General features: G+C 62.4%; 25 protein-coding genes. 10 read left to right on the top strand and 15 right to left on the bottom strand.

The features are described from left to right. Positions 1-105 precede the first annotated feature (105 nt). Together C9427_RS04425 and rpmG are read left to right on the top strand one after the other, a co-directional pair. A complete protein-coding gene (locus C9427_RS04425; RefSeq protein WP_107647972.1) occupies positions 106-564 on the top strand; it encodes a YqfO family protein in 459 nt (152 codons plus the stop codon). A 132-nt stretch (positions 565-696) separates the two neighbouring features. Further along, positions 697-864 carry a 50S ribosomal protein L33 gene (gene rpmG / locus C9427_RS04430; RefSeq protein ID WP_006201775.1) on the top strand — a complete coding sequence of 56 codons (168 nt, stop codon included), beginning with the start codon at positions 697-699 and terminating at the stop codon, positions 862-864. 86 nt (positions 865-950) lie between these two features. Here rpmG and C9427_RS04435 read toward each other — a convergent pair whose 3' ends face one another. The 8 genes from C9427_RS04435 to C9427_RS04475 all read right to left on the bottom strand — a co-directional run bounded on the left by C9427_RS04435 (position 951) and on the right by C9427_RS04475 (position 9,525). Continuing rightward, positions 951-2,018 (bottom strand): ABC transporter ATP-binding protein, encoded by a 1,068-nt coding sequence (locus C9427_RS04435; RefSeq protein ID WP_107647973.1) that lies wholly within the window; start codon positions 2,016-2,018, stop codon positions 951-953. Positions 2,019-2,021: 3 nt separating this feature from the next. Continuing rightward, a complete protein-coding gene (locus C9427_RS04440; RefSeq protein ID WP_107647974.1) occupies positions 2,022-2,870 on the bottom strand; it encodes a carbohydrate ABC transporter permease in 849 nt (282 codons plus the stop codon). After that, the gene (locus tag C9427_RS04445) at positions 2,870-3,793 is read right to left on the bottom strand and encodes a carbohydrate ABC transporter permease (protein ID WP_107647975.1); all 924 of its coding nucleotides are present in this window, start codon (positions 3,791-3,793) and stop codon (positions 2,870-2,872) included. Before C9427_RS04445 ends, C9427_RS04440 begins: the two co-directional genes overlap by 1 nt. A gap of 213 nt (positions 3,794-4,006) precedes the next feature. Beyond that, on the bottom strand, positions 4,007-5,284 hold the full coding sequence (locus tag C9427_RS04455) for an ABC transporter substrate-binding protein (RefSeq protein ID WP_107647977.1): 1,278 nt from the start codon (positions 5,282-5,284) through the stop codon (positions 4,007-4,009). A 30-nt stretch (positions 5,285-5,314) separates the two neighbouring features. Then, positions 5,315-6,517, bottom strand: a complete 1,203-nt coding sequence (locus tag C9427_RS04460) for a PLP-dependent transferase (protein WP_107647978.1) — start codon at positions 6,515-6,517, stop codon at positions 5,315-5,317. Further along, positions 6,514-7,248 carry a FadR/GntR family transcriptional regulator gene (locus C9427_RS04465; protein ID WP_107647979.1) on the bottom strand — a complete coding sequence of 245 codons (735 nt, stop codon included), beginning with the start codon at positions 7,246-7,248 and terminating at the stop codon, positions 6,514-6,516. Before C9427_RS04465 ends, C9427_RS04460 begins: the two co-directional genes overlap by 4 nt. Before the next feature lie 498 nt (positions 7,249-7,746). Then, entirely contained in the window at positions 7,747-9,120 is a 1,374-nt protein-coding gene (locus C9427_RS04470; protein WP_107647980.1) for a PleD family two-component system response regulator, read from the bottom strand. Between the two features lie 33 nt (positions 9,121-9,153). Next, positions 9,154-9,525, bottom strand: coding sequence for a response regulator (locus tag C9427_RS04475; RefSeq protein WP_010909712.1), 372 nt, complete (start codon positions 9,523-9,525; stop codon positions 9,154-9,156). A 229-nt stretch (positions 9,526-9,754) separates the two neighbouring features. On the opposite strand from C9427_RS04475, the gene C9427_RS04480 reads away from it, so the two are divergent. Together C9427_RS04480 and C9427_RS04485 are read left to right on the top strand one after the other, a co-directional pair. Next, entirely contained in the window at positions 9,755-10,054 is a 300-nt protein-coding gene (locus tag C9427_RS04480) for a DUF3572 domain-containing protein (protein ID WP_107647981.1), read from the top strand. Further along, positions 10,051-10,704, top strand: a complete 654-nt coding sequence (locus tag C9427_RS04485) for a hypothetical protein (protein ID WP_107647982.1) — start codon at positions 10,051-10,053, stop codon at positions 10,702-10,704. The genes C9427_RS04480 and C9427_RS04485 overlap by 4 nt, the downstream gene beginning before the upstream one ends. An 8-nt stretch (positions 10,705-10,712) precedes the next feature. Here C9427_RS04485 and C9427_RS04490 read toward each other — a convergent pair whose 3' ends face one another. After that, positions 10,713-12,269 (bottom strand): hypothetical protein, encoded by a 1,557-nt coding sequence (locus tag C9427_RS04490; protein ID WP_245436974.1) that lies wholly within the window; start codon positions 12,267-12,269, stop codon positions 10,713-10,715. Positions 12,270-12,306: 37 nt separating this feature from the next. After that, positions 12,307-12,882, bottom strand: coding sequence for a GNAT family N-acetyltransferase (locus tag C9427_RS04495; protein ID WP_107647984.1), 576 nt, complete (start codon positions 12,880-12,882; stop codon positions 12,307-12,309). A gap of 68 nt (positions 12,883-12,950) precedes the next feature. On the opposite strand from C9427_RS04495, the gene C9427_RS04500 reads away from it, so the two are divergent. Beyond that, the gene (locus tag C9427_RS04500) at positions 12,951-14,279 is read left to right on the top strand and encodes a DNA polymerase IV (RefSeq protein ID WP_107647985.1); all 1,329 of its coding nucleotides are present in this window, start codon (positions 12,951-12,953) and stop codon (positions 14,277-14,279) included. Positions 14,280-14,307: 28 nt separating this feature from the next. Here C9427_RS04500 and C9427_RS04505 read toward each other — a convergent pair whose 3' ends face one another. Beyond that, positions 14,308-14,814 carry a hypothetical protein gene (locus tag C9427_RS04505; protein WP_107647986.1) on the bottom strand — a complete coding sequence of 169 codons (507 nt, stop codon included), beginning with the start codon at positions 14,812-14,814 and terminating at the stop codon, positions 14,308-14,310. Positions 14,815-14,990: 176 nt separating this feature from the next. On the opposite strand from C9427_RS04505, the gene C9427_RS04510 reads away from it, so the two are divergent. Further along, entirely contained in the window at positions 14,991-15,872 is an 882-nt protein-coding gene (locus C9427_RS04510; RefSeq protein WP_107647987.1) for a DMT family transporter, read from the top strand. Between the two features lie 11 nt (positions 15,873-15,883). Here C9427_RS04510 and C9427_RS04515 read toward each other — a convergent pair whose 3' ends face one another. The 4 genes from C9427_RS04515 to C9427_RS04530 all read right to left on the bottom strand — a co-directional run bounded on the left by C9427_RS04515 (position 15,884) and on the right by C9427_RS04530 (position 23,599). Then, positions 15,884-16,687 carry a potassium channel family protein gene (locus tag C9427_RS04515; protein WP_107648190.1) on the bottom strand — a complete coding sequence of 268 codons (804 nt, stop codon included), beginning with the start codon at positions 16,685-16,687 and terminating at the stop codon, positions 15,884-15,886. A gap of 103 nt (positions 16,688-16,790) precedes the next feature. Continuing rightward, on the bottom strand, positions 16,791-17,801 hold the full coding sequence (locus C9427_RS04520; protein ID WP_107647988.1) for a methyltransferase: 1,011 nt from the start codon (positions 17,799-17,801) through the stop codon (positions 16,791-16,793). Positions 17,802-17,838: 37 nt separating this feature from the next. Next, positions 17,839-21,366, bottom strand: a complete 3,528-nt coding sequence (gene dnaE / locus C9427_RS04525) for a DNA polymerase III subunit alpha (RefSeq protein WP_107647989.1) — start codon at positions 21,364-21,366, stop codon at positions 17,839-17,841. Positions 21,367-21,586: 220 nt separating this feature from the next. Next, complete coding sequence (locus tag C9427_RS04530; RefSeq protein ID WP_107647990.1) at positions 21,587-23,599, bottom strand: acetyl-CoA carboxylase biotin carboxylase subunit; 2,013 nt, start codon at positions 23,597-23,599, stop codon at positions 21,587-21,589. A 201-nt stretch (positions 23,600-23,800) separates the two neighbouring features. Between C9427_RS04530 and C9427_RS04535 the strand changes: the two genes are divergently transcribed. The 4 genes from C9427_RS04535 to C9427_RS04550 all read left to right on the top strand — a co-directional run bounded on the left by C9427_RS04535 (position 23,801) and on the right by C9427_RS04550 (position 26,797). Further along, entirely contained in the window at positions 23,801-24,928 is a 1,128-nt protein-coding gene (locus C9427_RS04535; protein WP_107647991.1) for an S-(hydroxymethyl)glutathione dehydrogenase/class III alcohol dehydrogenase, read from the top strand. Between the two features lie 68 nt (positions 24,929-24,996). Next, positions 24,997-25,566, top strand: coding sequence for an S-(hydroxymethyl)glutathione synthase (gene gfa / locus C9427_RS04540; protein WP_107647992.1), 570 nt, complete (start codon positions 24,997-24,999; stop codon positions 25,564-25,566). 63 nt (positions 25,567-25,629) lie between these two features. Beyond that, a complete protein-coding gene (locus tag C9427_RS04545; RefSeq protein ID WP_107647993.1) occupies positions 25,630-26,097 on the top strand; it encodes a YaiI/YqxD family protein in 468 nt (155 codons plus the stop codon). A gap of 22 nt (positions 26,098-26,119) precedes the next feature. Further along, positions 26,120-26,797 carry a DUF1345 domain-containing protein gene (locus tag C9427_RS04550; RefSeq protein ID WP_107647994.1) on the top strand — a complete coding sequence of 226 codons (678 nt, stop codon included), beginning with the start codon at positions 26,120-26,122 and terminating at the stop codon, positions 26,795-26,797. Positions 26,798-26,867 lie beyond the last annotated feature (70 nt).

Here is a 26,867-nt window from a genome sequence, read left to right on the forward strand (position 1 = left end):
CAATCCCTTCTTTGCGGCATCCTGCGACAGGCTGCTGACATCACCGTGTCAGTAGCACCCCTGCTATATCAGCGCTCCAAACCACCCTCAGCAGGGAGACATCAGATGATCGACAGTGGTTTTGAAACGAAATCGGTGCGGATGGAATTGCTGCTGCTTGTCAGCTTTCAGGCGCCCGCCGCCGACGTCGACCGCATCATGGAAGCGGTGACCGCGATCAGCCCGCTCGGCATGGGCAATTACGACAGCAACGCCTTCCAGTCGGCGGGCGGCATCGAGCGCTACCGGCCGCTCGAAGGTGCCGCCGCCGGCGCCGAGACGGTCTTGCGCGAGCGGCCGGGCACCGTCGAAGTGTCGTTCGAACTGCCCGACGACCAGCGGCTGGCCGAGCGCGTCGTCGAGGCGATCTATCAGGCGCACTCCTACCAGGAGCCGGTGATCCGCATCCAGCCTTTGCTCGCCAGCCGCTCGAAAGGCCTCGACGACCGCTCCAACCCGAACCGCTGGTGGAACACGACAGGAGACTGGAAGAAAGCGGCGGTTTCGATCAGGGAAGACGCCTGAACCGCGGCTGAGACCCGGACACAGGCTTGACTTTCCGGGCATGTTCTTTACATGTCGCGCCAAGTTTCCCGCGTCCGGGGCGTTTCCCCGTGCTCCAGCGGCCAACCCCACGAACATTAATGGACTGATATCATGGCAAAAGCCGCAAACATCAAGATCAAGCTTCTGTCGACCGCCGACACCGGTTTCTTCTACGTGACCAGCAAGAACAGCCGCACCAAGACGGACAAGCTGTCGTTCCGCAAATACGATCCGGTCGCCAAGAAGCACGTCGAATTCAAGGAAACCAAGATCAAGTAATCGGGTTTTCTTCCGCACACCGAAACGCCGCCTCATGGGCGGCGCTTTCGTTTGTGGGCCGAGACGGCCGAAAATTGCGCCACAGCCTATCCGAGGCGGTTTCCGCTTGCTGGATCGAAGAGATGCAGTGCCGCAGGCTCAGCGGACAGCCGCACCCTGTCGCCCGGCCTGACAGTGCTGCGCCCCATGACGAAGACGCAGACCTGCTGGCCGGCCATCTGGACATAGAACTGGGTCGACAGGCCAAGCGGCTCGACCACCTCGACCTCGGCCTCGAGCGCCCCGCCTTCGGCAAGCTGGATATGCTCCGGCCGCAGCCCGACGGTGATTGCGTCACCGTCCTGCAACGGCAGACCATCCGGCAATCGGAGCTTCTGACCGTCGGCGAGCACCGCGTCGGTCTTGCCGCCCTTGGCAACCGTCGCCGGCAGGAAATTCATGCCGGGTGAGCCGATGAAGCCGGCGACGAAGATGTTGGACGGCCGGTCGTAGAGTTCCAAGGGATGGCCGACCTGCTGGACGAAGCCGTCATGCATGACGACGATGCGGTCGGCCATGGTCATGGCCTCGATCTGGTCATGGGTGACATAGACCGAGGTTGTCTTGAGTTGCTGGTGCAGCGCCTTGATCTCGGCGCGCATATGGACGCGCAGTTTGGCATCGAGGTTCGACAGCGGCTCGTCGAAGAGGAAGACCTTGGGATCGCGCACGATGGCGCGGCCCATGGCGACGCGCTGGCGCTGGCCGCCGGAGAGCTGGCGCGGCAGGCGCTGCAGGAAGTTGTCGAGGCCGAGCCGCTTGGCGGCCGCACCCACCCTGGTGTCGATCGCCGTCTTTTCCGCCTTCTTAAGCAGTAGGCTGAAGCCCATGTTCGACGACACGTCCATGTGCGGATAGAGCGCATAGGACTGGAACACCATGGCGATGTCGCGGTCCTTCGGCGCGACATCGTTGACCAGCCGCTCACCGATGCGGATCTCGCCGCCGGAGACCTCCTCCAGCCCGGCGATCATGCGCAAAAGGGTCGACTTGCCGCAACCGGACGGGCCGACCAGCACGACGAACTCGCCATCGGCGATTTCGAGGTCGACGCCGTGCAGGATGCGCAGCGAGCCATAATCCTTCTCGACATTTTGCAGCGTGACGGAAGCCATCGATTATCCTTTGACGGCGCCGGCGGTGAGACCGGTGACGAGATAGCGTTGCAGGAAGGCGAAGAAGATGCAGACCGGGATCAGCGCCAGGATAGAGGCCGCCATCATCTGCCCCCAGTCGACGGCAAACTTGCCGATGAAGGTGAGCAGGCCGACGGCGAAGGTCTTCTGGGCGTCGCTGGAGATCAGCATAAGTGCGAACAAAAGCTCGCTCCAGGCGGCGGTAAAGACGAAGCCGAGTGTTGCGCCCATGCCGGGCAGCGTGAGCGGCACGATCACCTTGCGCATCGCCTGCGCGCGCGTGCAGCCGTCGATCATCGCCGCCTCTTCGAGATCCCTGGGGATGCCATCGAAGAAGGACTGCATCAGGAAGGTGGCGAAGGCGGTGTTGAAGGCGGTGTAGATGATGATCAGCCCCACCAGGCTGTTGGTCAGGCCGAGATCTCCCATGATGCGGTAGATCGGCGGAATGACCATGACCAGAGGAAAGGTCTGGGTGAGCAGAAGCAGGATCGCCAGCGTCGCCTTGCCGCGGAAGGTGAAGCGCGACATGGCATAGCCGGCGAGCGTGGCAATGATTGTGACGAAGGCTGCCGTCGACACCGAGACGATGACACTATTCAGGAAATAGCGCGGGAAATCGGAGGCTTCGAGCACGGTGACGAAATTCTGGAGCGTCGTCCGCGACGGCCACAAGGTGATTCCCTCGGAATAGAGCAGCCGCTCCGGCGTGACCGAAATCTTCAGCGTCCAGAAGATCGGGAACAGCGCAAAGATCATGTAGGCGGCGATGGCGCTATAGAGGCCGATGCCGCCGACGATGCGCGAGGAAGTGGAGCGTCCGGCGATCATCAGACGTGCCTCACCAGCGTGCGGCGGATGGCGATCAGCGCCACCGCATAGGCAATAAGCAGGACCAGCAGCAGCACCGCCACCGCCGAGGCGTACCCCTTGTCCAACGACTTGAACGCGCTGACATAGATGTAGACCGGCACCGTGCTGGTCGAGCCGGCCGGTCCGCCTTCGGTCATGACGAAGATCAGGTCTGCGAAAGTGGCGATCCAGATCGTGCGCAGCATGACGGTGATGACGATGGTCGGCGCCAGGAACGGCAGCGTCACCTTGGTGAAGCGCTGCCACGGCGAGGCACCGTCGATGGCCGCCGCCTCATGCAATTCAGACGGGATCGACTTCAGCCCGGCCAGCAGCGTGATGGCGAAGAACGGGATGCCGAACCAGATGTTGGCGATGATCGGCCCCCACATGGCGGTGGCCGGATCGGACAGGATATTGGTCGGCTCGGCCTTGAACCCCAGCGCATAGAGCCAGTGCGGTAGCGGCCCGATGATCGGGTTGAACAGCCAGGCCCAGGTGAGGCCTGACAGGAACGACGGCACCGCCCAGGGCAGGAATACCACCGCCTGCACGACCTTGCGGCCGATGAACGGCTTGTCGAGGAGCAGCGCGAGGCCAAGCCCGAGGAAGAACTGGAAGAACAGGCTGGCGACCGTCCACCACAACGTGTTGACCAGCGCCTGCCCCAGCACCTGGTCGGAGAGCATCGTCTCGTACTGGCCGAGCCCGACATATTCCGACTTGAAGGCGGAGAATTTGCGGAAGGAATAGCTGATGCCGATGATCAGCGGCACCAGCAGCACCACAACCAGAAGCACGATCGCCGGGCTGAGATAAAGCCATGGCTCGATCGCGGCACTGGTCAGCCGCTTCTTTCGCGGCCTGCCGGCGGATCGTATTTCGGACACGGCGTAAGTCATGCGGTGCTCGCGGTGGAGGGTGGGCGACGGCGTCGGCGACAGCGTCCTTCTCCCCGTTCACGGGGAGAAGATGGCGGTCCACCCTCCGCAGCTGCTGCGGAGGACGGGCGGTCAGATGAGGGGCGGCGCGAACTTGCCAAAGTATGGCGCCGCCCCTCATCCGGTCCTTCGGACCACCTTCTCCCCGTGAACGAGGAGAAGGAAAAAGGCGGCCTACTTCTTGTTCTTGGCCATCCAGTCCTGCTGTTCCTTGGTCAGGAACGCAGCCCATTGGTCGGCGACCTCCTTGGCCGTCTTCTGGCCGAGCAGCACTTCCTGGAAGTTCTTGATCGCCACCTGGTCGACGAAGTTGCCGAGGTTCTCCAGATGCGTCGGAGGCGTCACCATTTCATATTTGGAGCTGTCGCTCAGCTCCGTGAACCAGCCCTTGAACTGCTCGGTCTTGAAGTGGGCATCCTGGTCGGCGCCGTTGTGGATCGGGACGACACCGACTTCCTTGGCCCATTCCAGATTGTCCTTGGGCGACAAAAGCGTCGCCATCAGCTTCCAGGCATCGTCTTTGTGCTGGGAATTGGCGAACATCGCCCAGCCGGCATAGCCCAGCGTCGGATAGGATTTGCCGCTCGGCCCGACCGGCAATGGCGCCACGGCAAAATCGTCGGCACTCATCTTGTCGGCGATGCCGAGCAGCGCGTCCGGATCCTGGTTCAGCATGGCGCAGGTGCCGGAATAGAAGCCGGTGACGGTTTCATTGAAGCCCCAGCTCACCGCATCCTTCGGCGCAAGGCCGTTCTTGTACATGTCGGCCAGCATCTGCAGGCCCTTGACCGAACCCTCGTCGTTGATGGTCGAGGTACCGTCTTCGTTGAAGTAGCCGCCCTTGCCGGCGGCGATGTTCATGAACATGTGCATGCCGTTGAAGGCGCCGGGGCCGCCGCGCAGGCAGTAGCCATATTTGCCGGGAAGCGCCGAAATCTTCCTAGAATCCTCGACGAATTCATCGAGCGTCGCCGGCGGACCGTCGAGGCCGGCCTCCTTGAACAGCTTCTTGTTCCAGAACAGCGCGTTCACATAGTAGCCGTAGGGGATCATGAACTGGGTGTTGTTGACGGTCGAGCCGAATTGCTTGGCCCGCTCGCCCAGCGTCTTGGCGTCGTCCCACTTGGCCATATAAGGCCCGAGATCCTCGAGCTGCGCATTGTTGGCATAAAGGCCCATCCAGCGTTCCGGCATCTCGACGATGTCTGGCGTGTCACCGGCCTGCACCATGGTAAGAAACTTCTCGAACGCCTGCCCCCAGGGCAGCGAGACCAGCTCGACCTTGACGCCCGGATTGGCTGCCTCGAACTCGGCGATCTGCTTCTTCAAGAATTCGGTGCGCGGCGGGCTGGTGATGACCTCGACCATTTTGAGGGTGGTGTCGGCCAGGGCGCCGCTTGCGGAAATCGCCAGTCCGGCGACGGCGGCAAGCATGAACGTCAGTCTTTTCATGTTCGGTACTCCCATTTTGAACGGCTCCGTCTATTTTTTTGCTTTGTCGAAGGCTTGGGCGATGTCGGCCCAGAGGTCCTCGACGCTTTCCAATCCGACGTTGAAGCGGATGGTTCGGGGGCTGACGCCGAAGCGCGCCATCGAATTCAGGCCCGGTGTCTGCTCGAGCGAGGCCTTGGCCGGCACGACCAGGCTTTCATGACCGCCCCAGCTGACACCGATGCGGAAGAATTTCAGAGCATCGACGAAGGCGGGAATGTCGACATCCTCCGTCACCTCGAAGGAGAACAGCCCGGCATAACCGGCAAGCGTCGCCTTGCCCGGGTGGTTGGAATAGGCAGGGTGGTTGACGCGCTCGACCTGGCCATGCGCCTTCAGCCGCTCGGCCAGCGTCAGTCCGCTCTTCATGTGATGCGGCAGCCTGAGCGGCAGCGTGCGCAGACCGCGCAGCAAGAGCCACGCCTCGAAAGGCGAAAGCTTGCCCCCGAGCGAGGAATAGGTCTGCTCGTTGATGCGGCCAATATTGGCGGCCGAGCCGGCCACCACGCCGGCGACGGTATCGCTGTGGCCGCCGAGATATTTCGAGGCCGAATGCAGAACGAGGTCGACGCCGTGCAGGATCGGCTTCTGGAACACCGGTGTCGCCCAGGAATTGTCGATGGTGGTGAGGATGCCCTGCTCCTTGGCCAGGCGCGTCAAATGCGCAATGTCCTGCAGCTCGAACATCATCGAGGTCGGGCTCTCCAGATAGAGCAGCTTGGCGCCGGGCAGTGCCGCCGCCACCGCATCCGGATCGGAGCCGTCGACATAGTCGACCTTGATGTTGAGGCGCGGGAACAGCCGTTCGAACAGCCGATAGGCATCGCCGTAACAGTTGCGAACGGCGACGATGCGCTCGCCGGCGCCGACGAAGGCAAGCACCGTGGCGCTGATCGCCGCCATGCCGCTGGAAAAGCCGCGCGCGGCTTCGGCGCCTTCAAGGGCAGCGACGCGCGCCTCAAATTCCATGACCGTCGGATTGTCGCCGCGCGAATAGATCGGCTGCTTCCTTCGGCCGGCGAAAGTGTCGGCCATCTCGGCATAGTTGGCGAAGGTGAACAGCGAAGTCTGGTAGATCGGCGGCACCACCGCGCCGCCAGGGAACGGTTCGTCATGCGCCAGAAGCGTTGCCGCCTCGGCGAGATAGTCCTGGTCGGTTATACCCGGGTCGAAACTGGTGGGCTGCTCGTTCATTTCAGGTCCGAAAGTTTGAGATTGGCCGCGCCGCGCTTCAGATCGTCCTCGACGGTGGCGATCAGCTTCAGCGCCTCAGCCCGGGCTCCGTCCGGGTCGTGCGCGGCGATGCGTTCGTAGATGGTGCGATGGAAGGGAAAACTGGCGTGGCCGAAGTCACGCACGCCGAGCGGATGTTCCCAGAAACGGTGGAAGAGTTCGTGCATGGCGGCGATGATCTGCTCGAACAGCGGGTTGCCGGAGGCGCGGTAAACGGCCTGGTGGAACTCCCAGTCTTCCTCCGCCGACATGCCGGCGCGGCTGTGAAAGGCCTCTTCCATGATGTCGAGCTTGCGTTCGATCTCGGCGATCTCGGCCTTGCCGGCGCGGATGGCGCAAAGGGCTGCGGCCTCGGCCTCCAGCGCGCGGCGGATTTCGAGCGTGCGCATCAGGCCGGTGAAATCATTGCCGCCGGCGAGCGTCAGCGGCATGTGCAGCATATCGGGTGAGACAGCAGCTTTGAGATAGGTGCCGCTGCCCTGCCGTCGCTCGACGAGACCGAGCCCCTCCCAGCGCGTCAGCGCCTCGCGCACCGTGTTGCGGCTGACCTTGAGGCGCTCAGCGAGAATCCGTTCGGTCGGCAGTCTTTGGCCTGGACGCAGCGCTTCCTGCATGACGAAGCCGGCGAGTGCCTTCAGCACCGCGTCGTCACGAGCAGTTGTCTGTATCGGCGGAAGGCTGAACTCGGTCACGTCAAGGAATGCTCGAAGTGGTTCAATGGTCCAACCAATTTCTGCATGGAAGGAAGGCCATGTCAATCGGCGTCAGACGACGCCCAGGCCTGCGTTAAATCCAGGGGCAACGCCGGGATTCATGCCAGAGCGGCTTTTCTGAACGCTGGCTTCGCCATGCTCACGACAAAAAACCCATGGTGTTCCGGGGTTTGGCACAGAATCCTGATGTCATTTTGAAAGGGGGCCGGTCGGCGTTTGGCAGCGGTACGAGGAGGCCACTATGTGCCAGCGCCGGCCGGCCGACCCCACGGACCCAGGAGATGCGGCGGACCTGAGAATCATGGGGTATTCTTCGGATCGATCCGGCGAACTACCCTCGCGCCGGCTCCTTCATTGGTCTGCACATTTGCGCAACACCTCAGGAAAATCAACCATTTCTTAACCAAGCAAGGGAATCGCTTGCGTTAAGGTAAATGCGTAACCCTGTCGCACTGACTGGATAATCGAACGTCGGCGCTACGCTGCCTTGGCGACGACGCGGTTGCGGCCGCCACTCTTGGCTTCGTAGAGCGCCAGATCGGCGCGCTTCATCAATCCCGCCACTGTGTCCACACCCTTCAGCACCGATGATACGCCAACGCTGACGGTGACTTCGATCGTCTCGCCCTCGGAACCGACGGCAAACGGCAGCTGCGCGATTTCGGCGCGAATGCGCTCCGCAACCCTTTCGGCGACCACGCCATCCGTGTCCGGCATCACCACGACGAACTCTTCGCCGCCGAAACGGCAGGCAAGGTCGATGCCGCGCACATTCTTGCGCAGCCGCCGCGCGAATTCCCGCAGCACGTCGTCGCCGCCGTCATGGCCGTGCGCGTCGTTGATGGCCTTGAAGCGATCGAGATCGGTGATCATCACCGACAACGGCCGCCGCCGCGCCACGGCGCGGTCGAACAGAGTCTGCAGATGGCTGTCGAGGTAACGGCGGTTGTGCAGCCCGGTCAACCCGTCGGTCACCGCCATCTCGATGGTCTGGGTGACGCTGGCGCGGAGCTGGTCGTTGTAGCGCTTGCGGCGGATCTGCGTGCGCAGCCGCGCGGTCAGTTCCTGCTGGTCTATCGGCCGCATCAGATAGTCGTTGATGCCGAGTTCGAGGCCGCGCACGAGGCGTCCCTCCTCGCCCTGCTCCGCCAGAAGGATGATCGGCAGGAAACGTGTGCGATCGAGCGAGCGCAATTGCGAACAAAGCCTTAGCGGATCGAAATCGGAGAAGGCCGTCGAGATCATCACGCATTCATAGGGCGTCTCGGCTGCCTGGAAGAAGCCGGCATGCGGATCGGTGGCAATGTCGAGATCGGCGCTGCCGCGCAGCATTTTCTGAATGCGCTCGAAGGAAGATTGACGCTCATCGATCAAGAGAACCTTCGGCATCGTGTCTTCGGCGGCGAAATTGCGGCTCAGAAGCTCCTCGATACCGATGTTGCGGGTGGTCGAGGCGCGCAGGCGCAACTCGTCGGTCAGCGTCTTCAGCCTGACCAGGCTTTTGACGCGCGTCATCAGTTGCAGATCGTTGACCGGCTTGGTCAGAAAATCGTCGGCGCCGGCGTCGAGCCCGCGCACCCGGTCCGAAACCTGGTCGAGCGCGGTAATCATGACGATCGGGATATGCGATGTCGCCGGATCGCTCTTCAGCCGCCGGCAGACCTCGAACCCGTCCATGTCGGGCATCATCACGTCGAGCAGCACGACATCGACCTTGCCGTTTTCGCAGGTTTCAATCGCGTCCGGCCCATTGGTGGCGGTCAGCACCTCGAAATATTCGGCGAGCAGCCGGACCTCGAGCAGCCTCACATTGGCAGGGATGTCGTCGACGACGAGGATCCGTGCGGTCATCTCATAAGGCTCCGGCTCGGCTGAAAGGGCGCATCAGGCATCGCCTAGGTAGGATTTGATGGTTTCGATGAAACGCGGCACCGAGATCGGCTTGGAAATATATGCCTCACAGCCACCCTGGCGGATGCGTTCCTCGTCACCTTTCATCGCGAAGGCGGTGACCGCAATGACCGGGATGACATGGAGGTCGTCATCCTCCTTCAGCCATTTGGTCACTTCCAGCCCCGACACTTCGGGCAGTTGGATGTCCATCAAGATCAGGTCCGGCCGGTGCTTTCGCGCCAGGTCCAGCGCCTCCAGACCGTTGCGCGTGCGCACCGTTTCATAGCCGCTCGCTTCAATGAGGTCCCGAAAGAGCTTCATATTGAGCTCATTGTCCTCGACGATCATGACCTTCTTTGGCATCAGTTTCCCGTTCCGGCTCGGCCTTCCGCTCGAAGGCTGCCGTCATGCGCCCCCGCCGGAACGCACCAAACCCTGCGTCACAATACGGCAATAAGATTGACGAAACGCAAACCGGCAGCCGCAAAAGCCGTTCGGATTCCACTTCGAACGCCACATTGAAGAGCTTGCCGCAGGCGACACTTGCGATTACTGCGAAATGAGACTCATTCCGCCCCCAGAGAAGGTAGCGATGGCAAACGCAGCGTCAATGCGTGAGGAGGCCGAAACCATAGCCGTGAAGGCATTGGGCTTCGTCGCCGCGGACCCGGAGCTTCTGCCGCGCTTCCTGGCGATCACCGGTATCGAGGCGCATTCGATCCGCCGCGCGGCCGGCGAGGCGGGTTTCCTGGCCGGTGTGTTGCAGTTCATTCTCGCCCACGAGCCGACGCTGATGCGGTTTGCCGAGGAAACCGGCACGCCGCCGGCCGCCGTCGGCAAGGCGTTGCGGGCGTTGCCGCTGGGCGACGACAATCACGAGCATTCCATATGAGCGACGATCCCGAAACCGCGCGGCAGATCGAGGAACTTGCCGCCGATGACCGGCCGCTGCTGGTGCTCGATGTCGACGATGTCGTACTCGAATTCATCCGGCCTTTTCCGCATTTTCTCAAATCGCGCGGCTTCGGCCTGACGCTCGCTTCGTTCCGCCTCACCGGCAACATCGCCGAAACGGCGAGCGGCCGTCTGATCGAACAGCCCGAGGTGACGACACTTCTGGGTGAGTTCTTCGACGCCCAGGCCGATTGGCAAAGCATCACCGACGGTGCCGAGGATGCTCTTGCAGCGCTTGGCGACAGCGCCGAGATCGTCCTCCTGACCGCCATGCCGCACAAGCATCGTGCCGTGCGCCGCGCCCATCTTGACGCGCTTGGGCTGCCCTACCCGCTTCTGACCACCGAGATGGCCAAGGGACCGGCAGTGGCCAAATTGCGCGGCAACAAGGGCCGCCCGGTGGCTTTCGTCGACGACCAGCCGTCCAATCTGGTGTCGGTGCGGGGCTCGGTCGCCGACGCGCATCTCTTCCATCTGATGGCCGACAATTCGCTGCGTGCCTACCTGCCGCCCGTGCCGGACGGTATCACAATCGTCGAGGACTGGCACGACGCCACGCCCAAGATCGCAATGGCGCTTGGATTTTGATCAAGCGCCTAAGGCTGGAGCTTCGCTCCGCCGTTGTCGTCGTCGCCCGCGGTAGCATCACTCGGGTCAGTAAGGGGACCGTCTAGCACGGCATCGGCCGGCTTCAGCATGGCCCCGTTGACCGTGACCGAGCCATCGGCCTTGGCATTGATGACCCATTCCATACGGCCATTCGGCAGCGTCTTCCCAAATCCTTTGACCGCGAGCGCGAAGGGGAAAGCTTGTGCCGCTTGCTGGTCGCTCTTGGCCGCCGTCTGCAGGGTCTGCACGATTTTGTCGTAGCCCGCGACATCGACGATCATGCGCGCTTCCGGTTTCTTGCCGGGAAACGTCATCTCGCCTTCCATCGCGACCTCGATGCTGCCGTTCCTCACCGTGCTGTGCGCGAGGACGACTTTCGGATTGTTGGCCATGAAATCGGCGATCAAGGTCTCGCCAAATTCATCTGACAGCGGAGGATTCTTATTGAGATCAAAGGCTTCAATCGCCTTTCTTAGCATGCTGTCCAAGTCGAGATTGGCGCCGCCAAAGCTCAATTCGATGTCGGTAGGCAACAGCGCGGCGCTCCAGCTGGGCAGAAGGTGCTGAGGGACGGTCAAGCCGGTCGCCTCAATCCGACAATCGATCTTCCCGTTGTCAGAGATTCCGTCGAGACCGGTTGTCGCGCTCAAATCCGCAAGCTCGAAATTGCCCGCGGGACTCCCCACGCTGATGCCATCAAAGCGATAGGAATATTCCAATCGCTCCCACAAGGGTAATGCGCTCGTCAGCAGCGACTTCAGCTCAGCCTGATTTGTCTTTAGTGAAGCTTCGTCCTGATTGACGATGGCAAAACCGAGAAGATCGAGGAAAGCCTTTGTACGCACGCCACTCCCGGTAATCTCGGTCGACATCCTTGGTGACTTCATTGTGACTGGTACTTTCAACCCCGTCTCGCCTTCGTCGGCGATGGCCGTTTCGACGAAATCAGCAATCGTTTGCGTCATGGCAAAATCGACGCCGCCGCCCACGGATTTGCTAGCGTTCAAGGTCGACGTACCGGCGCCCACGCTTAAGTCCATCGGCTCCTTGGGATCCCTGGATGTCACTTGCATTCCGGCCATCGAGCCGGCTCCGCTAGTGAACGCCGCCAGTCTCGGATCGTAGATGCCACTGAACGCGGAGCCGGAAACGGAGAAACGCACCCCGTGTGGTCCCTCGACATCGACGAAGGCGTTGGGCGCTAAATCTGACGACACGCTCCAGCTTCCGTCACTGCGCGGTTTGACCAGCATCGCAAAGGGGACGAGATTGAATGTCAGAGGGTCCTTGCTGGAATTTGCCCTAATGAGTGCGTTAAAGTCGAAGGCTATCCGATAGGCATCGCCGTCGGCCGAGATCTTCAGAATGCCGCTGTCGAGCACCTTCTTGCCAATGTAACGCGACAGATCATTCGACAGCTGCTTCGCACCCCGGTCGTCGACGGTCTGGCCCCAGGCCGGCGCGCTAAATGCAAGAGCTAAGAAAAATGGCAAAACGCGCTTCATTTGAACCCCCATCCAAAAAGCAAAAGTCATTTCGTTCATTGGTAGAAAGACACCCTCACAGCTGCAAGACAACGACCTAAAGCACCAGCCGCATCAGCGGCCTGCCCGCCTTGCGTTCCACAAGCCGTTCGAAGCCCGCCCTCTCGAAGACCCGCGACGACCCGACGAACAGTCCGATCGAGCGCGAGTCTTTCGACAGGTCCATCGGGCACGCTTCGACCAGCCGCGCGCCGTTCTCGCGGGCAAACGCGATGCCACCCTCGACAAGGCGGTGGCTGATGCCTCTGCCACGCGCCTTGGTCCGGATGAAGAAGCAGGAGATCGCCCAGACACCCGGATCAGTGGCATCGGCTGGGTCGACAGGAGCCGACCCCCTGCCCTTGTTGTTCCACTCCGGCACGTCGGCGCGCGGGCCGATCTGCATCCAGCCGACCGCCTTGCCATCCTCGAATGCCAGCACGCCAGGAGGCGGTCCGGTCTCGATCCGGGCCTTGATGTGGTCTTTGTTGCGCTCCTTGTCGCTCGCGCGACGCATCGCTGGCGCCAGCCGGAAATGTGTGCACCAGCAGCCGTAACAGGCCCCTTGCTTGCCGAAAAGATCCTCGAAATCCGCCCAAAGCTCGGGCGCCAAAGGCGCTATGGTCGTATTCATGAACTCTCTCCCGGCGAGCCGCCTTGTCGCGGCTTCCGTCCTGACGTACCATTGCATTTGTTCTCTTTATGTTCGCAGCGATGGCAGCTCCTGTCAACAATCCCGATCACGGTTTTTGCCGCGACTGCCTGACCTTCCAGCGCGGCGAGGCGCGACGCTGCGAACGCTGCGGCAGCCCGCGGCTTGCCCGCCATCCCGAGCTCTACAAGCTGCATCTTGCCCATATCGACTGTGACGCGTTTTACGCAGCCATCGAAAAGCGCGACAACCCGGCGCTGAAGGACCGGCCGTTGATCATCGGCGGCGGCAAGCGCGGCGTCGTCTCCACCGCCTGCTATATCGCCCGCATTCACGGCGTGCGCTCGGCCATGCCGATGTTCAAGGCGCTCGAAGCCTGCCCTGAGGCGGTGGTCATGCCGCCGGACATGGAGAAATATGCGCGCGTCGGCCGCGAAGTGCGCGCCCTGATGCAGGCGCTGACGCCGCTGGTCGAGCCGATCTCCATCGATGAGGCATTTTTGGACCTTGCCGGTACCGAGCGCCTGCACGGTTTGCCGCCGGCGGTGGTACTGGCGCGCTTTGCGCTCGGCGTGGAGAAGGAAATCGGCATCACCGTGTCATCGGGCCTTTCCTACTGCAAGTTCCTGGCCAAGGTGGCGTCGGATTTTCGCAAGCCGCGCGGCTTTTCGGTGATCGGCGAGGCCGAGGCGCCAGGCTTTCTGGCCGAGCAGCCGGTGACGCTGATCTGGGGCGTGGGTAAGGCCTTCGAGGCCGCGCTCGAGCGGGACGGCATCCGCACCATCGGCCAGTTGCAGCGCATGGAGCGCGGCGACCTGATGCGCCGTTATGGCGTGATGGGCGACCGGCTCTACCGGCTTTCGCGCGGCGAGGACGACCGCCGCGTCCACCCCGACCAGGATGCGAAAAGCGTATCGGCGGAAACCACTTTCGATACCGATATCGCTTCGCTGGACGAATTGGTCTCGGTGCTGAGGGCGCTGTCGGAAAAGGTCGCGGCGCGCCTGCGGAAATCCGGCATTGCCGGGCGCACCGTGGTGCTGAAGCTGAAAACCCAGGATTTCAAGACCCGCACGCGCAACCGCCAGCTCGGCGATCCGACCCGGCTGGCCGACCGGATCTTCTCGACCGGCCTCGACCTGTTGCGCCGCGAAGCGGACGGGACGAAATACCGGCTGCTCGGCATCGGCGTCAGCGACCTCTCCGACGACGAAAAGGCCGACCCGCCCGACCTGGTCGACGTCCAGTCGCGCAAGCGCGCCATGGCCGAAGGCGCCATCGACGCGCTGCGCGACAAGTTCGGCAAGAAGGCCGTGGAAACAGGTTATACCTTCGGCAAGGGCCGCAATGCCCATCCGCCCGAGCCGATCGAGGAGTGACACAGGCCGACGGCAACTCCATCCGCGCTCAAGTGCGTCTGAGATCGATCCGGCTGGTCACCACGGTCTTGCCGGTTTTCGGGTCGACATCGGTAACCGTCAGCCGCATCCCATCCTCGCCGTTCTTCTCGACCGTGAGCCGTGCCTTGCGATCGCCGTTGACCTCCTTCGCCCAGCTTATGCCGAGATTGATGGCGTCGCCGGATCGGCTGCCGTTGAGCTGCGCCGGCCCGGTGCGGGACCCGACATAGACGCCGGTGTACTTCGCCCCGCTCGACTTTAGATCCGCGCTGATGGCGCGCGTCACCACGACAAGCCCGCGGCATTTGCCATCCAGCGACAGCGAGGTCGATGTCGCGTCGGAATTGAAGGTGCAGGAAACATTCACCGTCGGCGCCTCGGTAGTGACCTTGACGATACCTTTGCCGGCAAAATTCCCCTGAAACGAACGGAGGAAATCTGCGTCTTCGCCATGAGCTGCACCCGCCGCTGCCGTCAGGCAACCGGCCAGTAAAAATCGCGCGAGCGAATTCATCAAAGCTCTCCCCGTGCTGTCAGAGCCACAGAAAGTCAGGAATACCAGAAATCAACGCTTGCCGCCGTGGCAGGTTCCACTTTCAACATGACTGTTTTGCAACGCACCGCTTCTGGCCCAGTCGAATGCGTCGCCTAGCGGTTGCAGGGAAAGCCCCGGCTTGCGACATAGCGCGCATGGCACCCTCACCCTCGATCCCCAAGGCCGCGTTCTGGATGGCGCTGTCGGTCGCCTCGTTCCTGGCGATGTCGGTCGCCGGCCGCGCCACAACCGCCGAGCTCAACGTCTTCCAGGTGCTGGAGCTGCGCTCGGTGATCGGCCTTCTCATCCTGCTGCCGCTGGTGATGGCATCAGGCGGTTTTGCAGCGATGCGCACCAAGCGACCCGTCGCCCATATAGCCCGCAACGTCATCCACTATACAGGCCAGGCAGCATGGCTTTACGCGCTGACGCTCATTCCGCTGGGTGTGCTGATCTCCATCGAATTCACGACGCCGATCTGGACGGCCATTCTGGCGGTCGCTTTCCTCGGCGAAAGGCTCTCCCGGCCAAGGCTTGCGGCGATCGTGCTCGGGCTGATTGGTGTGGTGATCATCGTGCGTCCAGGCATCGGCGCCGTTAATCCGGGATATGTTGTCGTGCTGGGCGCCGCAGTCTGCTTCGGCATCTCGGTGGTCCTGGTCAAATCGCTGACGAAGACGGACAGCGTCGTGCGCATCATCTTCTGGATGCTGGTCATCCAGTCGGTTATCGGCCTCGTCCCGGCACTCTACCAGTGGCGCAACCCGCCGCTCGAACTGTGGCCGTGGATCGTGCTGATCGCCTTCACCGGCATGTCGTCGCACTTCTGCATGGCCCGGGCGCTCGGTTATGCCGACGCCACGGTCATCTCGCCGATGGATTTCCTGCGCGTGCCGCTGTCGGCGCTGATCGGCTGGCTGCTCTATCACGAGCAGATCGACGCCTTCACCGCCGGTGGCGCCTTGCTGATCCTGATGGGCAATCTGCTCAACCTGCAACGCAGAGCGACGAAACCCGCGGAGATCGCGGTATCATAGTGCCTTGGGGCTCAATCGCCGTCGTCGGGTATCTTGAGAAGATGCCCGCAGGCCTTGCAGTGCACCGCGTCGGGCTCATGTCGCTGCAGGCCGCATTGCGGACAAGGAAAAAAGACCTTGGCCGGCCGGAACAGCGCCTGCGCCAGCCTGACGAACAGCGATATGCCGATGATCATGGTGGCAATCGCGGTGAGCTTGCCTGCTATTCCCGGCAGCACGATGTCGCCGAAACCGGTCGTGGTCACCGTGGCGACGGTGAAATAGAGCGCATCGATATAGCCTTCGAGACCAGCCTGGGAGCGGAAGAAGAAAGTGTAGACAAACCCGGTGATGACAAACAGGAAGGTCAGAAGATTGATGACTGCGTGGCTGGCCTCGCGCCATCGCCTGAGGCCGCGCATCTCCAAATGCCGCCACAACCTACCGCTGCGCGACAGCGACCACAGTCTGAGGATGCGCAGGAAACCGAGATTAGCCAGTGCCGTAGGCATCAGCAGCGTCAGCAGGATGAAGACATCGATCCACGACGCCGGCTGCCTGATCAGGCGCAGCATGTCGTTGGAGGCAAGCAGCCGGGCAGCCATGTCGGCGGCGACAAGCGCCGCCACTGTATAGTCGAGCCAGAGGAAAGAGGACGATTGCTGAATGACCGGCGTGGCGATGAAGAAGCCGATGATGGCGAGGTCGATGATGATAGCCACAAGCTGAAACCGGAAAGCCGCGGGCGTGCGCCCGTGATAGAGCTTGCGCAACATGTCGCGCAGCCGTGCCAAGGCCGAACGATCCTGCAATTCGTCCTTCTCTGCCGCCTTCATGATGGCTGCGATAGCCTTCGCGGCGGCGGCCGTCCAGCGCGCGGGCGGGCGGAAGCTGTAGCAAGGCGAAAACAATCGGTCCGATGGATGCCAGTTGAAGCCATCACAGCGGCCTGCCCTCGACGATGCTGATGCGTGGCCCCGCCTCGATGATGTCGATTACCCCGAAGCCGCCCTTTGCCAGCAGCGACTTGAACTCTTCGGCCGTCCGCTCCTCGCCATCAGGCGCGACCAGCATGTTGAGGTCGGAGAATTTGGCATTCGCCCCTTGATTGGGCGGCGCAAGCACAGCCTCAAACACCAGCAGCTTGCCGCCATCATGGATCGCCCGGCGACAGTTTTTCAGGATCGCGACGTTGGTTTCGTCGTCCCAGTCGTGCAGTATCCATTTGAGCAGCACCGCGTCCGCCCTGGCAGGTAGCGCGGCGAAGAAGTCGCCACCGACGATCTCGCAGCGATCGGCGACGCCTTTCGCCGCCATCACCGAGGCGGCCCGCGCCACCACATGCGGCTGGTCGAAAAGGATGCCGCGGCTGCCGGGGGTCGCGGCAAGAACTTCGGCAAGCAGAGCCCCCTGCCCGCCGCCGACATCCATGATCACCGGAAACGGCGAAAAATCATATGCCGCCAGGATGGCCGCCGCCGCGCCGCGCGAATTCGCCGCCATGGCACGATCGAAGATGGCGGACTCCTCGGGATGCTCGGCCCGGTATTCCCAAACACCTTTGCCGTGTGCGTGACGGAAAGCGTTCTTGCCGGTCTGGATGCTGTAGAGCAGCTCGCTCCACGCTTGCCGGTAATAGGGCCTCCCGACAAAAGCCGCCCAGGGTGCAGCCGAATACTCCGCGTCGGAGCGCAAGGCGCCACCCAGAGGGGTCAGCGAGAACAGCTCGTCCTCCCCTTCATGAAATAGGCCGACCGCCGCAAGCGCGCGCATCAACCGATAGAGCGCACGCGGATGTGTGCCGGTCAGGCTTGCAAGCTCGGTAGCGGAGCGTTTGCCGTCCTTGATGTGGTCAGCGATGCCGAGCATCGCGGCGACTGAGATCGCCTGCGATACCTGGTATCCATTGACCATCCGTATCAGTTCGAAAGCGGCTGTCCGTTCGTCCATGGCGCGCCCCCAATCGCCAAAACCAGAAGGTTTGATTCTAGACTAGCTCCACTTCAACCACGCCCGGCACCGCGCGCATCGCCGACGCGATCTGCGGCGAGATACGATAGCGACTGGGCAATTCGATCTCGACCTCACCCTGGCCGTCATCCTTGATCAGCACGAAGCTTACCTGTCCTTCGCCCTTCACGGCAAGCTGGCCGGCCAGAGTGCCGATTGGGGCGGCATCGCGCACGAAGATGCGCAGCGCCTTCTGGACGCGGCTCGCCTCATCCTCTAGCGACTGCACGGTCTGGATGCGAAGGTTGACGCCTTCCGGCCGGTCCTCGGCCGAAACGGTGATCACCACCGAACGGCCAGGCTCCAGCAGATCGCGGTATTGCGCCAGGCCCTCGGAGAACAGCACCGCCTCATACTGGCCCGAATTGTCGGAGAACTGCACGACGCCCATCTTGTTGCCGGTGCGCGTCTTGCGTTCCTGCTTGGTGGTGACGGTGCCGGCAAGCCGGCCGGCCGCAGCCCCCCGTTTGACGGCGGCGGAGAACTCGCCCCAATTCTGAACCCGCATCTTCTGCAATGCCGCCTTGTACTCGTCGAGTGGGTGCGCCGAGAGATAGAAGCCGACCACCTGGAATTCGCGGTGCAGGCGGTCGGCGGCAAGCCAAGGATCGGTCGCCGGCAGGTTGAGGGCTTGCGACTGCGCGCCGAGCGAGGCGCCAAAAATGTCGGCCTGACCCGAAACCGCGTTCTGCTGCGCCAGCGAAGCCAGCCCCATCATGCGCTCGACACCGGCCATCATCGCGGCGCGGTCGTGCCCGAAGCAATCCAGCGCGCCGGCCATGATCAGGCTTTCGAAAACGCGCTTGCCGACGATCTTGGGATCGACCCGCTCGCAGAAATCGGCAAGGCTCTTGAACGGCTTTTCGCCGCGCACGGCGACGATGTGTTCGACTGCAGCATCGCCGACGCCCTTGAGTGCCGCCAGCGAATAGAAGATCTTGTTCTCGCCGACCTCGAAGGCGCGGAAGCTCGTCATCACTGACGGCGCCACCACCTCGATGCCGAGACGCAGCGCATCCTGACGGAAATCGGCAAGCTTGTCGGTGTTGCCCATGTCGAGCGTCATCGACGCGGCCAGGAACTCCACCGGATAATGCGCCTTGAGATAGGCCGTCTGGTAGGAGACCACCGCATAGGCGGCGGCATGCGACTTGTTGAAGCCGTAGTCGGCGAATTTGGCCAGAAGGTCGAAGATGAAGTCGGCCTGCGGCTTGCCGACGCCGCGCTCGACCGCGCCCGAGACGAACCGCTCGCGCTGCTTGTCCATCTCGGCGCGGATCTTCTTGCCCATGGCGCGGCGTAGAAGATCGGCTTCGCCGAGCGAATAGCCGGCAAGCTCCTGCGCGATCTGCATGACCTGTTCCTGGTAGACGATGACGCCCTGCGTCTCCTTCACCAGATGGTCGATCTTCGGGTGGATCGAGGCCATCTCCTCCTCGCCATGCTTTCTGGCGTTGTAGGTCGGGATGTTCTCCATCGGGCCTGGACGATAGAGAGCGACCAGCGCGATGATGTCCTCGATGCAGTCGGGCCGCATGCCGATCAGCGCCTTGCGCATGCCGGCACTTTCCACCTGGAACACGCCGACCACCTCGCCGCGCGACAGCATGGCGTAGGTGTCGGGGTCGTCGAGCGGAATCCTCGCGAGATCGATCTCGATGCCGCGGCGGCGGATCAGCTTGACCGCCGTCTCCAACACCGTCAGCGTCTTCAGGCCGAGGAAGTCGAACTTCACCAGCCCGGCCTGCTCGACATATTTCATGTTGAACTGGGTGACCGGCATGTCCGAGCGCGGATCGCGGTACATCGGCACCAGTTCCGACAAAGGTCTATCGCCGATGACGATGCCGGCGGCGTGGGTCGAGGCGTGGCGATAGAGGCCTTCCAGCTTTTGCGCCATGTCGAGCAGCGTCTGGACGATCGGCTCCTTCTCGGCCTCCTCGGCAAAGCGCGGCTCGTTGGCGATGGCGTCCGCAAGCTTGACCGGATTGGCCGGGTTCGACGGCACCATCTTGGAGAGCTTGTCGACCTGGCCGTAAGGCATCTGCAGCACGCGGCCGACGTCGCGCAGCACCGCGCGCGCCTGCAGCGTACCGAAGGTGATGATCTGGCCAACCTGGTCGCGGCCGTATTTCTGCTGGACGTAGCGGATGACCTCCTCGCGCCGGTCCTGGCAGAAATCGATGTCGAAGTCGGGCATCGACACGCGGTCGGGGTTGAGGAAACGCTCGAACAGCAGGGAGAAGCGCAGCGGGTCGATGTCGGTGATGGTCGTGGAATAGGCGACTAGGGAGCCGGCGCCCGAACCGCGGCCGGGCCCAACCGGAATGCCTTGCGCCTTGGCCCATTTGATGAAATCGGCAACGATCAGGAAATAGCCGGGGAACTTCATCTTCGTGATGATGCCGAGCTCGAAATCGAGCCGTTCGCGATATTGCTCCACCGTATAGCCCGGCGTGGGGCCGTGCGCGGCGAGCCGCGCTTCCAGCCCCTCATGCGCCTGGCGGGCCAGCTCCTCGGCTTCCGCCTTTACCGCGGCGTCATTGTCGGCGACATCGCCGCCGGTGAAACGCGGCAGGATCGGATTGCGGGTTTTCGGATAATAGGAACAACGCAGCGCAATCTCGACAGTGTTGTCGATGGCTTCCGGCAGATCGGCAAACAGCCGTGCCATCTCGGCCTGGCTTCTCAGGAAATTGTCGGGCGAGAGGCGACGGCGGTTGTCGACGGCGACGACCGAGCCCTCGGCGATGGCGATCAGCGCATCGTGCGCCTCATAGTCTTCGCGCGAGGAAAAAAACGCCTCATTGGTGGCGACGAGCGGCAGGTCGTGGCTGTAGGCCAGATCGACCGTCGACTTCTCGATTGTGCGATCGTAACCGGAAACCCGATCCAGCTCGACATAGAGCCGGTCGCCGAACAGCGCCTTGAGCGTAAGCAGCCGCTGCTCAGCAAGATCGCGGCGGTCTTCCTTCAAGGCAGTGCCGATCGGCCCGCGCGGCCCGCCGCTGAGGCAGATCAACCCGTCGGAGTGGCCTTGCATCATCCCGGTCGTCAGGTGCACGGCCTCGCCGGGCGGCGTTTCGAGATAGACCCGGCTGACCAGTCTGACCAGATTGCTGTAGCCGGCCTCGGTCGCCGCGATCAAAACCACCGGCCGCATGTCCGGGCCTTGCCGCCTGCGGTCGCGCTGGCTGTCGTTCGCTTCGCCGGAAAAGGCGAGAGCGGTCTGGCAACCGATGATCGGCTGGATGCCTTCCTTCACCGCCTTCTGGGCAAACTCCAGCGCCCCGAACAAATTGTTGGTGTCGGTCACGGCGATCGCCGGGCACTCGTCCTTGACCGCGTGAGCGACAACCGTGCCGAGCTGCAGGGCGCCTTCGAGCAGCGAATAGGCAGAATGCACGCGCAGATGGATGAACGGCCGCGCCGCCACCTCCGGCCTCGATGCCTTTACGGCTGCTTCACGCAACAGCGGGTCGCGTGGAAGTCTGTCATCCGCCATGGTTTTCCGTGCTGTCCGAGGGACTCAATCGGTGAAGATGTATTGTCCGGGACCGGACGATGCCAGTCCAGTACAAACGACAGCTGACCACAGGCTTCCGGCGGCCTGTGCGGCCAAAGCACCTTGCAGCCAAGCGGAATCGCTTGGCATCGCAGAAATGCTGATAAAACAAATGGATAGAGCGGATGCCAGATTCAATTCAAATGCATCCCCTCTATAGTCACGCGAACTCCATGATCACCGCATCGACGGCAAGGCTGTCGCCCGGCCTGGCGTTGAGTTTCGACACGGTGAGGTCGCGTTCGGCGCGCAGCACGTTTTCCATCTTCATCGCCTCGACCACGGCCAGCGTCTCGCCGGCCTTGACCTCCTGACCCTCGGCGACGGCGATCGACACGACGAGGCCGGGCATCGGGCAGAGCAGCATCCTGGAGGTGTCCGGCGGCACTTTTGCCGGCATCAGCCTTTCAAGTTCGGCCGTGCGCGGCAGCATGGCGCGCGCCGTCACCGACATGCCTTTCCAGGCGATGCGCAACCCGTTTGGCACTGGCCTGATCTGTGCCGCGATCCTGCGGTTGCCGACCGTGCCGCGCCAGATGAGGTCGCCGGGCCGCCAGTCGGACGCCACCGTCAGTGCCTTGCCGCCGTCGATCGCCAGATCGATTTCCATTGGGATGGAGATCATGCCCTCGATGATCAAGGCCGAAAGATAGTCGTCGCCGATCTTCACCACCCAGTCCCGCTTGAGAATGCCCGAATGCGGCGCCAGCCGCCCGCCCAACCGGTCGAGCCGGTCGCGGCGCAGCAGCTCGACCGCGGTGGCGATCGACGCCAGCACCGCCTTCTCCTCGCTATCGGGCACGATCGGCGCGAAGCCGTCAGGATATTCCTCAGCGATAAAAGCGGTCGATATCCGGCCTTCGCGCCAGCGCGGATGCTGCATCAATGCGGCCAGGAACGGTATGTTGTGCTCGATACCGTCAACGACAAAGCTGTCGAGTGCCTCCGACATGGCGTCTATTGCCGCGATCCGCGTCGGCGCCCAGGTGCACAGCTTGGCGACCATCGGATCGTAGAACATCGAAATCTCGGACCCTTCGGTGACGCCGGTATCGTTGCGGATAACGACATCGCCGAACTTTCCCTCGTCCGGCGGCCGGTATCTGGTCAGCCGGCCGATCGAGGGCAGGAAATTGCGATAGGGATCCTCGGCATAAAGACGGCTTTCCACCGCCCAGCCGTTCAGCTTCACGTCGCTCTGCTTGATCGCAAGCTTTTCGCCGGCCGCCACGCGGATCATCTGCTCGACCAGATCGATGCCGGTGATGAGCTCCGTCACCGGATGCTCGACCTGCAATCGCGTATTCATTTCAAGGAAATAGAAGTTCTTTTCGCTATCGACGATGAACTCCACGGTGCCCGCGCTCTGGTAGTCGACCGCCTTGGCCAGCGCCACCGATTGTTCGCCCATGGCTTTCCGGGTCTTGGCGTCGAGAAAAGGCGACGGCGCTTCCTCGGCGACCTTTTGGTTGCGGCGCTGGATCGAGCATTCGCGCTCGCCAAGGTAAAGCGCATTGCCATGCGCGTCGGCCAGCACCTGGATTTCGATGTGGCGCGGATCGACCACGAACTTTTCGATGAACACACGATCGTCGCCGAACGAACTCTTGGCTTCCGACCGCGCGCGATCGAACCCGTCGCGCACCTCGGCCTTGCTCCAGGCGATGCGCATGCCCTTGCCGCCGCCGCCAGCCGAGGCCTTGATCATCACGGGATAACCGATCTCGCCGGCGATCTTTTCCGCATGGTCGGCATTTTCGATGACGCCGAGCCAGCCGGGCACGGTCGAAACCTCCGCGGCATTGGCGAATTTCTTCGATTCGATCTTGTCGCCCATCGCCTTGATCGCCTTGGGCTTCGGACCGATGAAGACGATGCCTTCAGCCTCCAGCGCCTCGCAAAAGGAGGCGCGCTCCGAAAGAAACCCGTAGCCGGGATGCACGGCCTGCGCACCCGTCGCCTTGCAGGCGGCGATGATCTTCGCCGGCACCAGATAGCTCTGCGCGGCGGGCGATGGTCCGATATGCACCGCTTCGTCGGCCATCTCGACATGCACGGCGTCGCGATCGGCATCCGAATAGACCGCCACGGTGGCGATGCCCATCTTGCGCGCCGTCTTGATAACGCGGCAGGCAATCTCGCCACGGTTGGCGATCAGGATTTTCGTAAACATGCGGGCGTTATTCCCCTCCGGTCGGCTGTTCCTTTTATGGCCTCTGCTTGTGCGGTCAAGCCGGCCGTGCAATTCACCGCCTTTCAATCGATTTGCGAATCCAATTCGTTGCCGTGGCCCGGTTTCGCCATCAGCTTCCAGTTGATCGCATCACCAAAACCTGAAAGCTTGAACGCAAAATCGCCTTGGAGGATTTGTCTGATGAAAACCCGCGCCGCTGTCGCTGTCGCCGCTGGAAAGCCGCTGGAGATCATGGAAGTCGACCTCGACGGCCCTCGCGATGGCGAGGTGCTGGTCGAGATCAAGGCGACCGGCATCTGTCACACCGACGAGTTCACGCTGTCAGGCGCCGACCCAGAGGGCCTGTTTCCGGCCATCCTCGGCCATGAAGGCGCCGGTGTCGTCGTCGATGTCGGCAAGGGCGTCACTAGCGTCAAGAAGGGCGACCACGTCATCCCGCTCTATACACCTGAGTGCCGGCAGTGCCCGTCCTGCCTGTCGAGAAAGACTAATCTGTGCACGGCCATCCGTGCCACGCAGGGGCAAGGGTTGATGCCCGACGGCTCCTCGCGCTTCTCGATCGGCAAGGACAAGCTGTTCCACTATATGGGCTGCTCGACCTTCTCCAACTTCACCGTGCTGCCCGAGATCGCGCTGGCCAAGGTCAATCCCGACGCGCCCTTCGACAAGATCTGCTACATCGGCTGCGGGGTGACCACCGGCATCGGCGCCGTCATCAACACGGCCAAGGTCGAGATCGGCGCGACCGCCGTCGTCTTCGGTCTCGGCGGCATCGGCCTCAACGTCATTCAAGGGCTGAAGCTCGCCGGCGCCGATATGATCATCGGCGTTGACTTGAACAACGACAAGAAAGCCTGGGGCGAGAAATTCGGCATGACGCATTTCGTCAATCCGAAAGAGATCGAGGGCGATATCGTGCCCCACCTCGTCAACATGACCAAGCGCGGCGCCGACCAGATCGGCGGCGCCGACTACACCTTCGACTGCACGGGCAACACGAAAGTCATGCGCCAAGCCCTTGAATCGTCTCACCGTGGCTGGGGCAAGTCGGTCGTCATCGGCGTTGCCGGCGCCGGTCAGGAAATCTCGACACGCCCGTTCCAGTTGGTCACCGGGCGCACCTGGATGGGCACCGCCTTCGGCGGCGCGCGCGGCCGCACCGACGTGCCGAGGATCGTCGACTGGTATATGGACGGCAAGATCCAGATCGATCCGATGATCACCCACACGCTGAAGCTGGAGGACATCAACAAGGGTTTTGACCTCATGCACGAGGGCAAGTCGATCAGGAGCGTCGTGGTTTACTAGGGTAAAGCCACACGCCGTCGGCCAACCGGCCTGCGACCTCTGTGGTTCATGACAAGGGAGGAGAAAACATGCCGGAGAAACTGCATCCGAAAATCGACAATGGTCTGCCCAAGGAAAGTGCCAGCTTCGTCGGCGGCACGCTGGTCTGCGCCTGCACGAGCAAGCCGGTCAAGGTCAAGGTGAAGGGTCAAATCGCCCATAACCATGCCTGCGGCTGCACCAAATGCTGGAAGCCAGATGGCGCGATATTCTCGGTCGTTGCCGTGGCGGGCACGGGCGACGTGACCGTGACCGAGAACGGCGACAAGCTGAAGGTGGTTGATCCCGGCGCCCTGATCCGGCGCCACGCCTGCACCGGCTGCGGCGTCCACATGCACGGGCCGGTCGAGCGCGACCATGCGTTCAAGGGGCTCTCCTTCATTCATCCCGAGCGTTTCGAGGAGGATGGCTGGTCGCCTCCGGGCTTCGCCGCCTTCGTCTCGTCAATCATCGAATCCGGTGTCGATCCGAGCCGCATGGACGGCATCCGCTCGCAACTGAAGACAATCGGGCTCGAACCCTATGATTGCCTCAATCCAGGTTTGATGGACTATATCGCCACCTGGACCGCGAAGAAGTCCGGCGCGCTGCCGGCCTAGCGACGACTCGACGACATCAGTGGGGCCGGATATCAACCGGCCCCATATTCTTTGGAACGAACGATGCCAGCACCCGCCATTTACGTCGACGCCGACGCCTGCCCGGTCAAGGCCGAGGTCGAAAAGGTCGCCGAGCGCCATGGCGTCGTCGTCACCTTCGTCTCTAATGGCGGCCTGCGCCCATCGCGCGATCCGATGATCCGCAATGTCGTGGTGTCGAAAGGCGCTGACGCCGCCGACGACTGGATCGTCGACAACGCACGGCCCAACGACATCGTGGTGACAGCCGATATCCCGCTCGCAGCCCGCACGGTGGCGCTTGGCGCCCATGTGCTCGGCCCGACCGGACGCCCGTTCACGCCGGAGACGATCGGCATGGCGGTGGCGATGCGCGACCTCAAGCAGCATCTGCGCGAGACCGGCGAAAGCAAGGGCTACAATGCGAGCTTCGCGCCGCAGGACCGTTCGCGCTTTCTCGGCGAACTCGATCGCATCTTGCGACGGGCGTTGAAATCCGTCACACCGGACTAAGAAACCATCTCCACGCTAGGCCATGGCCGCCGAAACGCCCTTCAACAAACCCATACACCGGCATATGCAGTTCGCGGTGTCGGCCTGCGTCGGGGTAGTGGCGCTGGCCATCGCGTTGGGGTTGCGCGCGCCCCTCGCCTATTCGATCGGCGCCAATGCGTTCTTTGCCGCCTACATTATCCTCGTCGTCGCCCAGATGCCGCTGCTCACCGGCCGCTATCTGAGCAAGAATGCGCGTGCCACCGACCAGCCGGTGCTGGTCATCTTCGCCGTCACGCTTGTCGTCGTCGGTGTCGCCACCATCTCCTTGTTTCAATTGATCAATCGAAAGGACAGCGCGGCTGCCTTCGAACTGACCTTCGCCCTGCTGTCGATCCCGCTCGGATGGTTCACCATCCATGCGATGGCGGCGCTTCACTACGCGCATGTCTACTGGATGGACGGCGATACGGTCGATACCAAAACCAAGCAAAAAATGCCGGTCGGCGGCCTCGATTTCCCCGGCGGCAAACGGCCGGAAGGCTCGGATTTTCTCTACTTCTCGACAATCATCGGCATGACCGCGCAAACCGCCGACACAAACATAACGACCTCGCATATGCGCCGCATTGTGCTCGTCCATTCGATCGTGTCGTTCTTCTTCAACACAGTGATCGTCGCCGCCGCTGTCAATCTCGCGGTCAGCCTCGGCAGCCCGTAGTATCGAGCAACTCGTAATAATTCCGTGATCGGATGAAACATCGCTTTGGCTGGCAGCGTATTGGGAGGAG

Source organism: Mesorhizobium helmanticense (assembly GCF_003034915.1).
GTDB classification, from domain to species: domain Bacteria; phylum Pseudomonadota; class Alphaproteobacteria; order Rhizobiales; family Rhizobiaceae; genus Mesorhizobium; species Mesorhizobium helmanticense.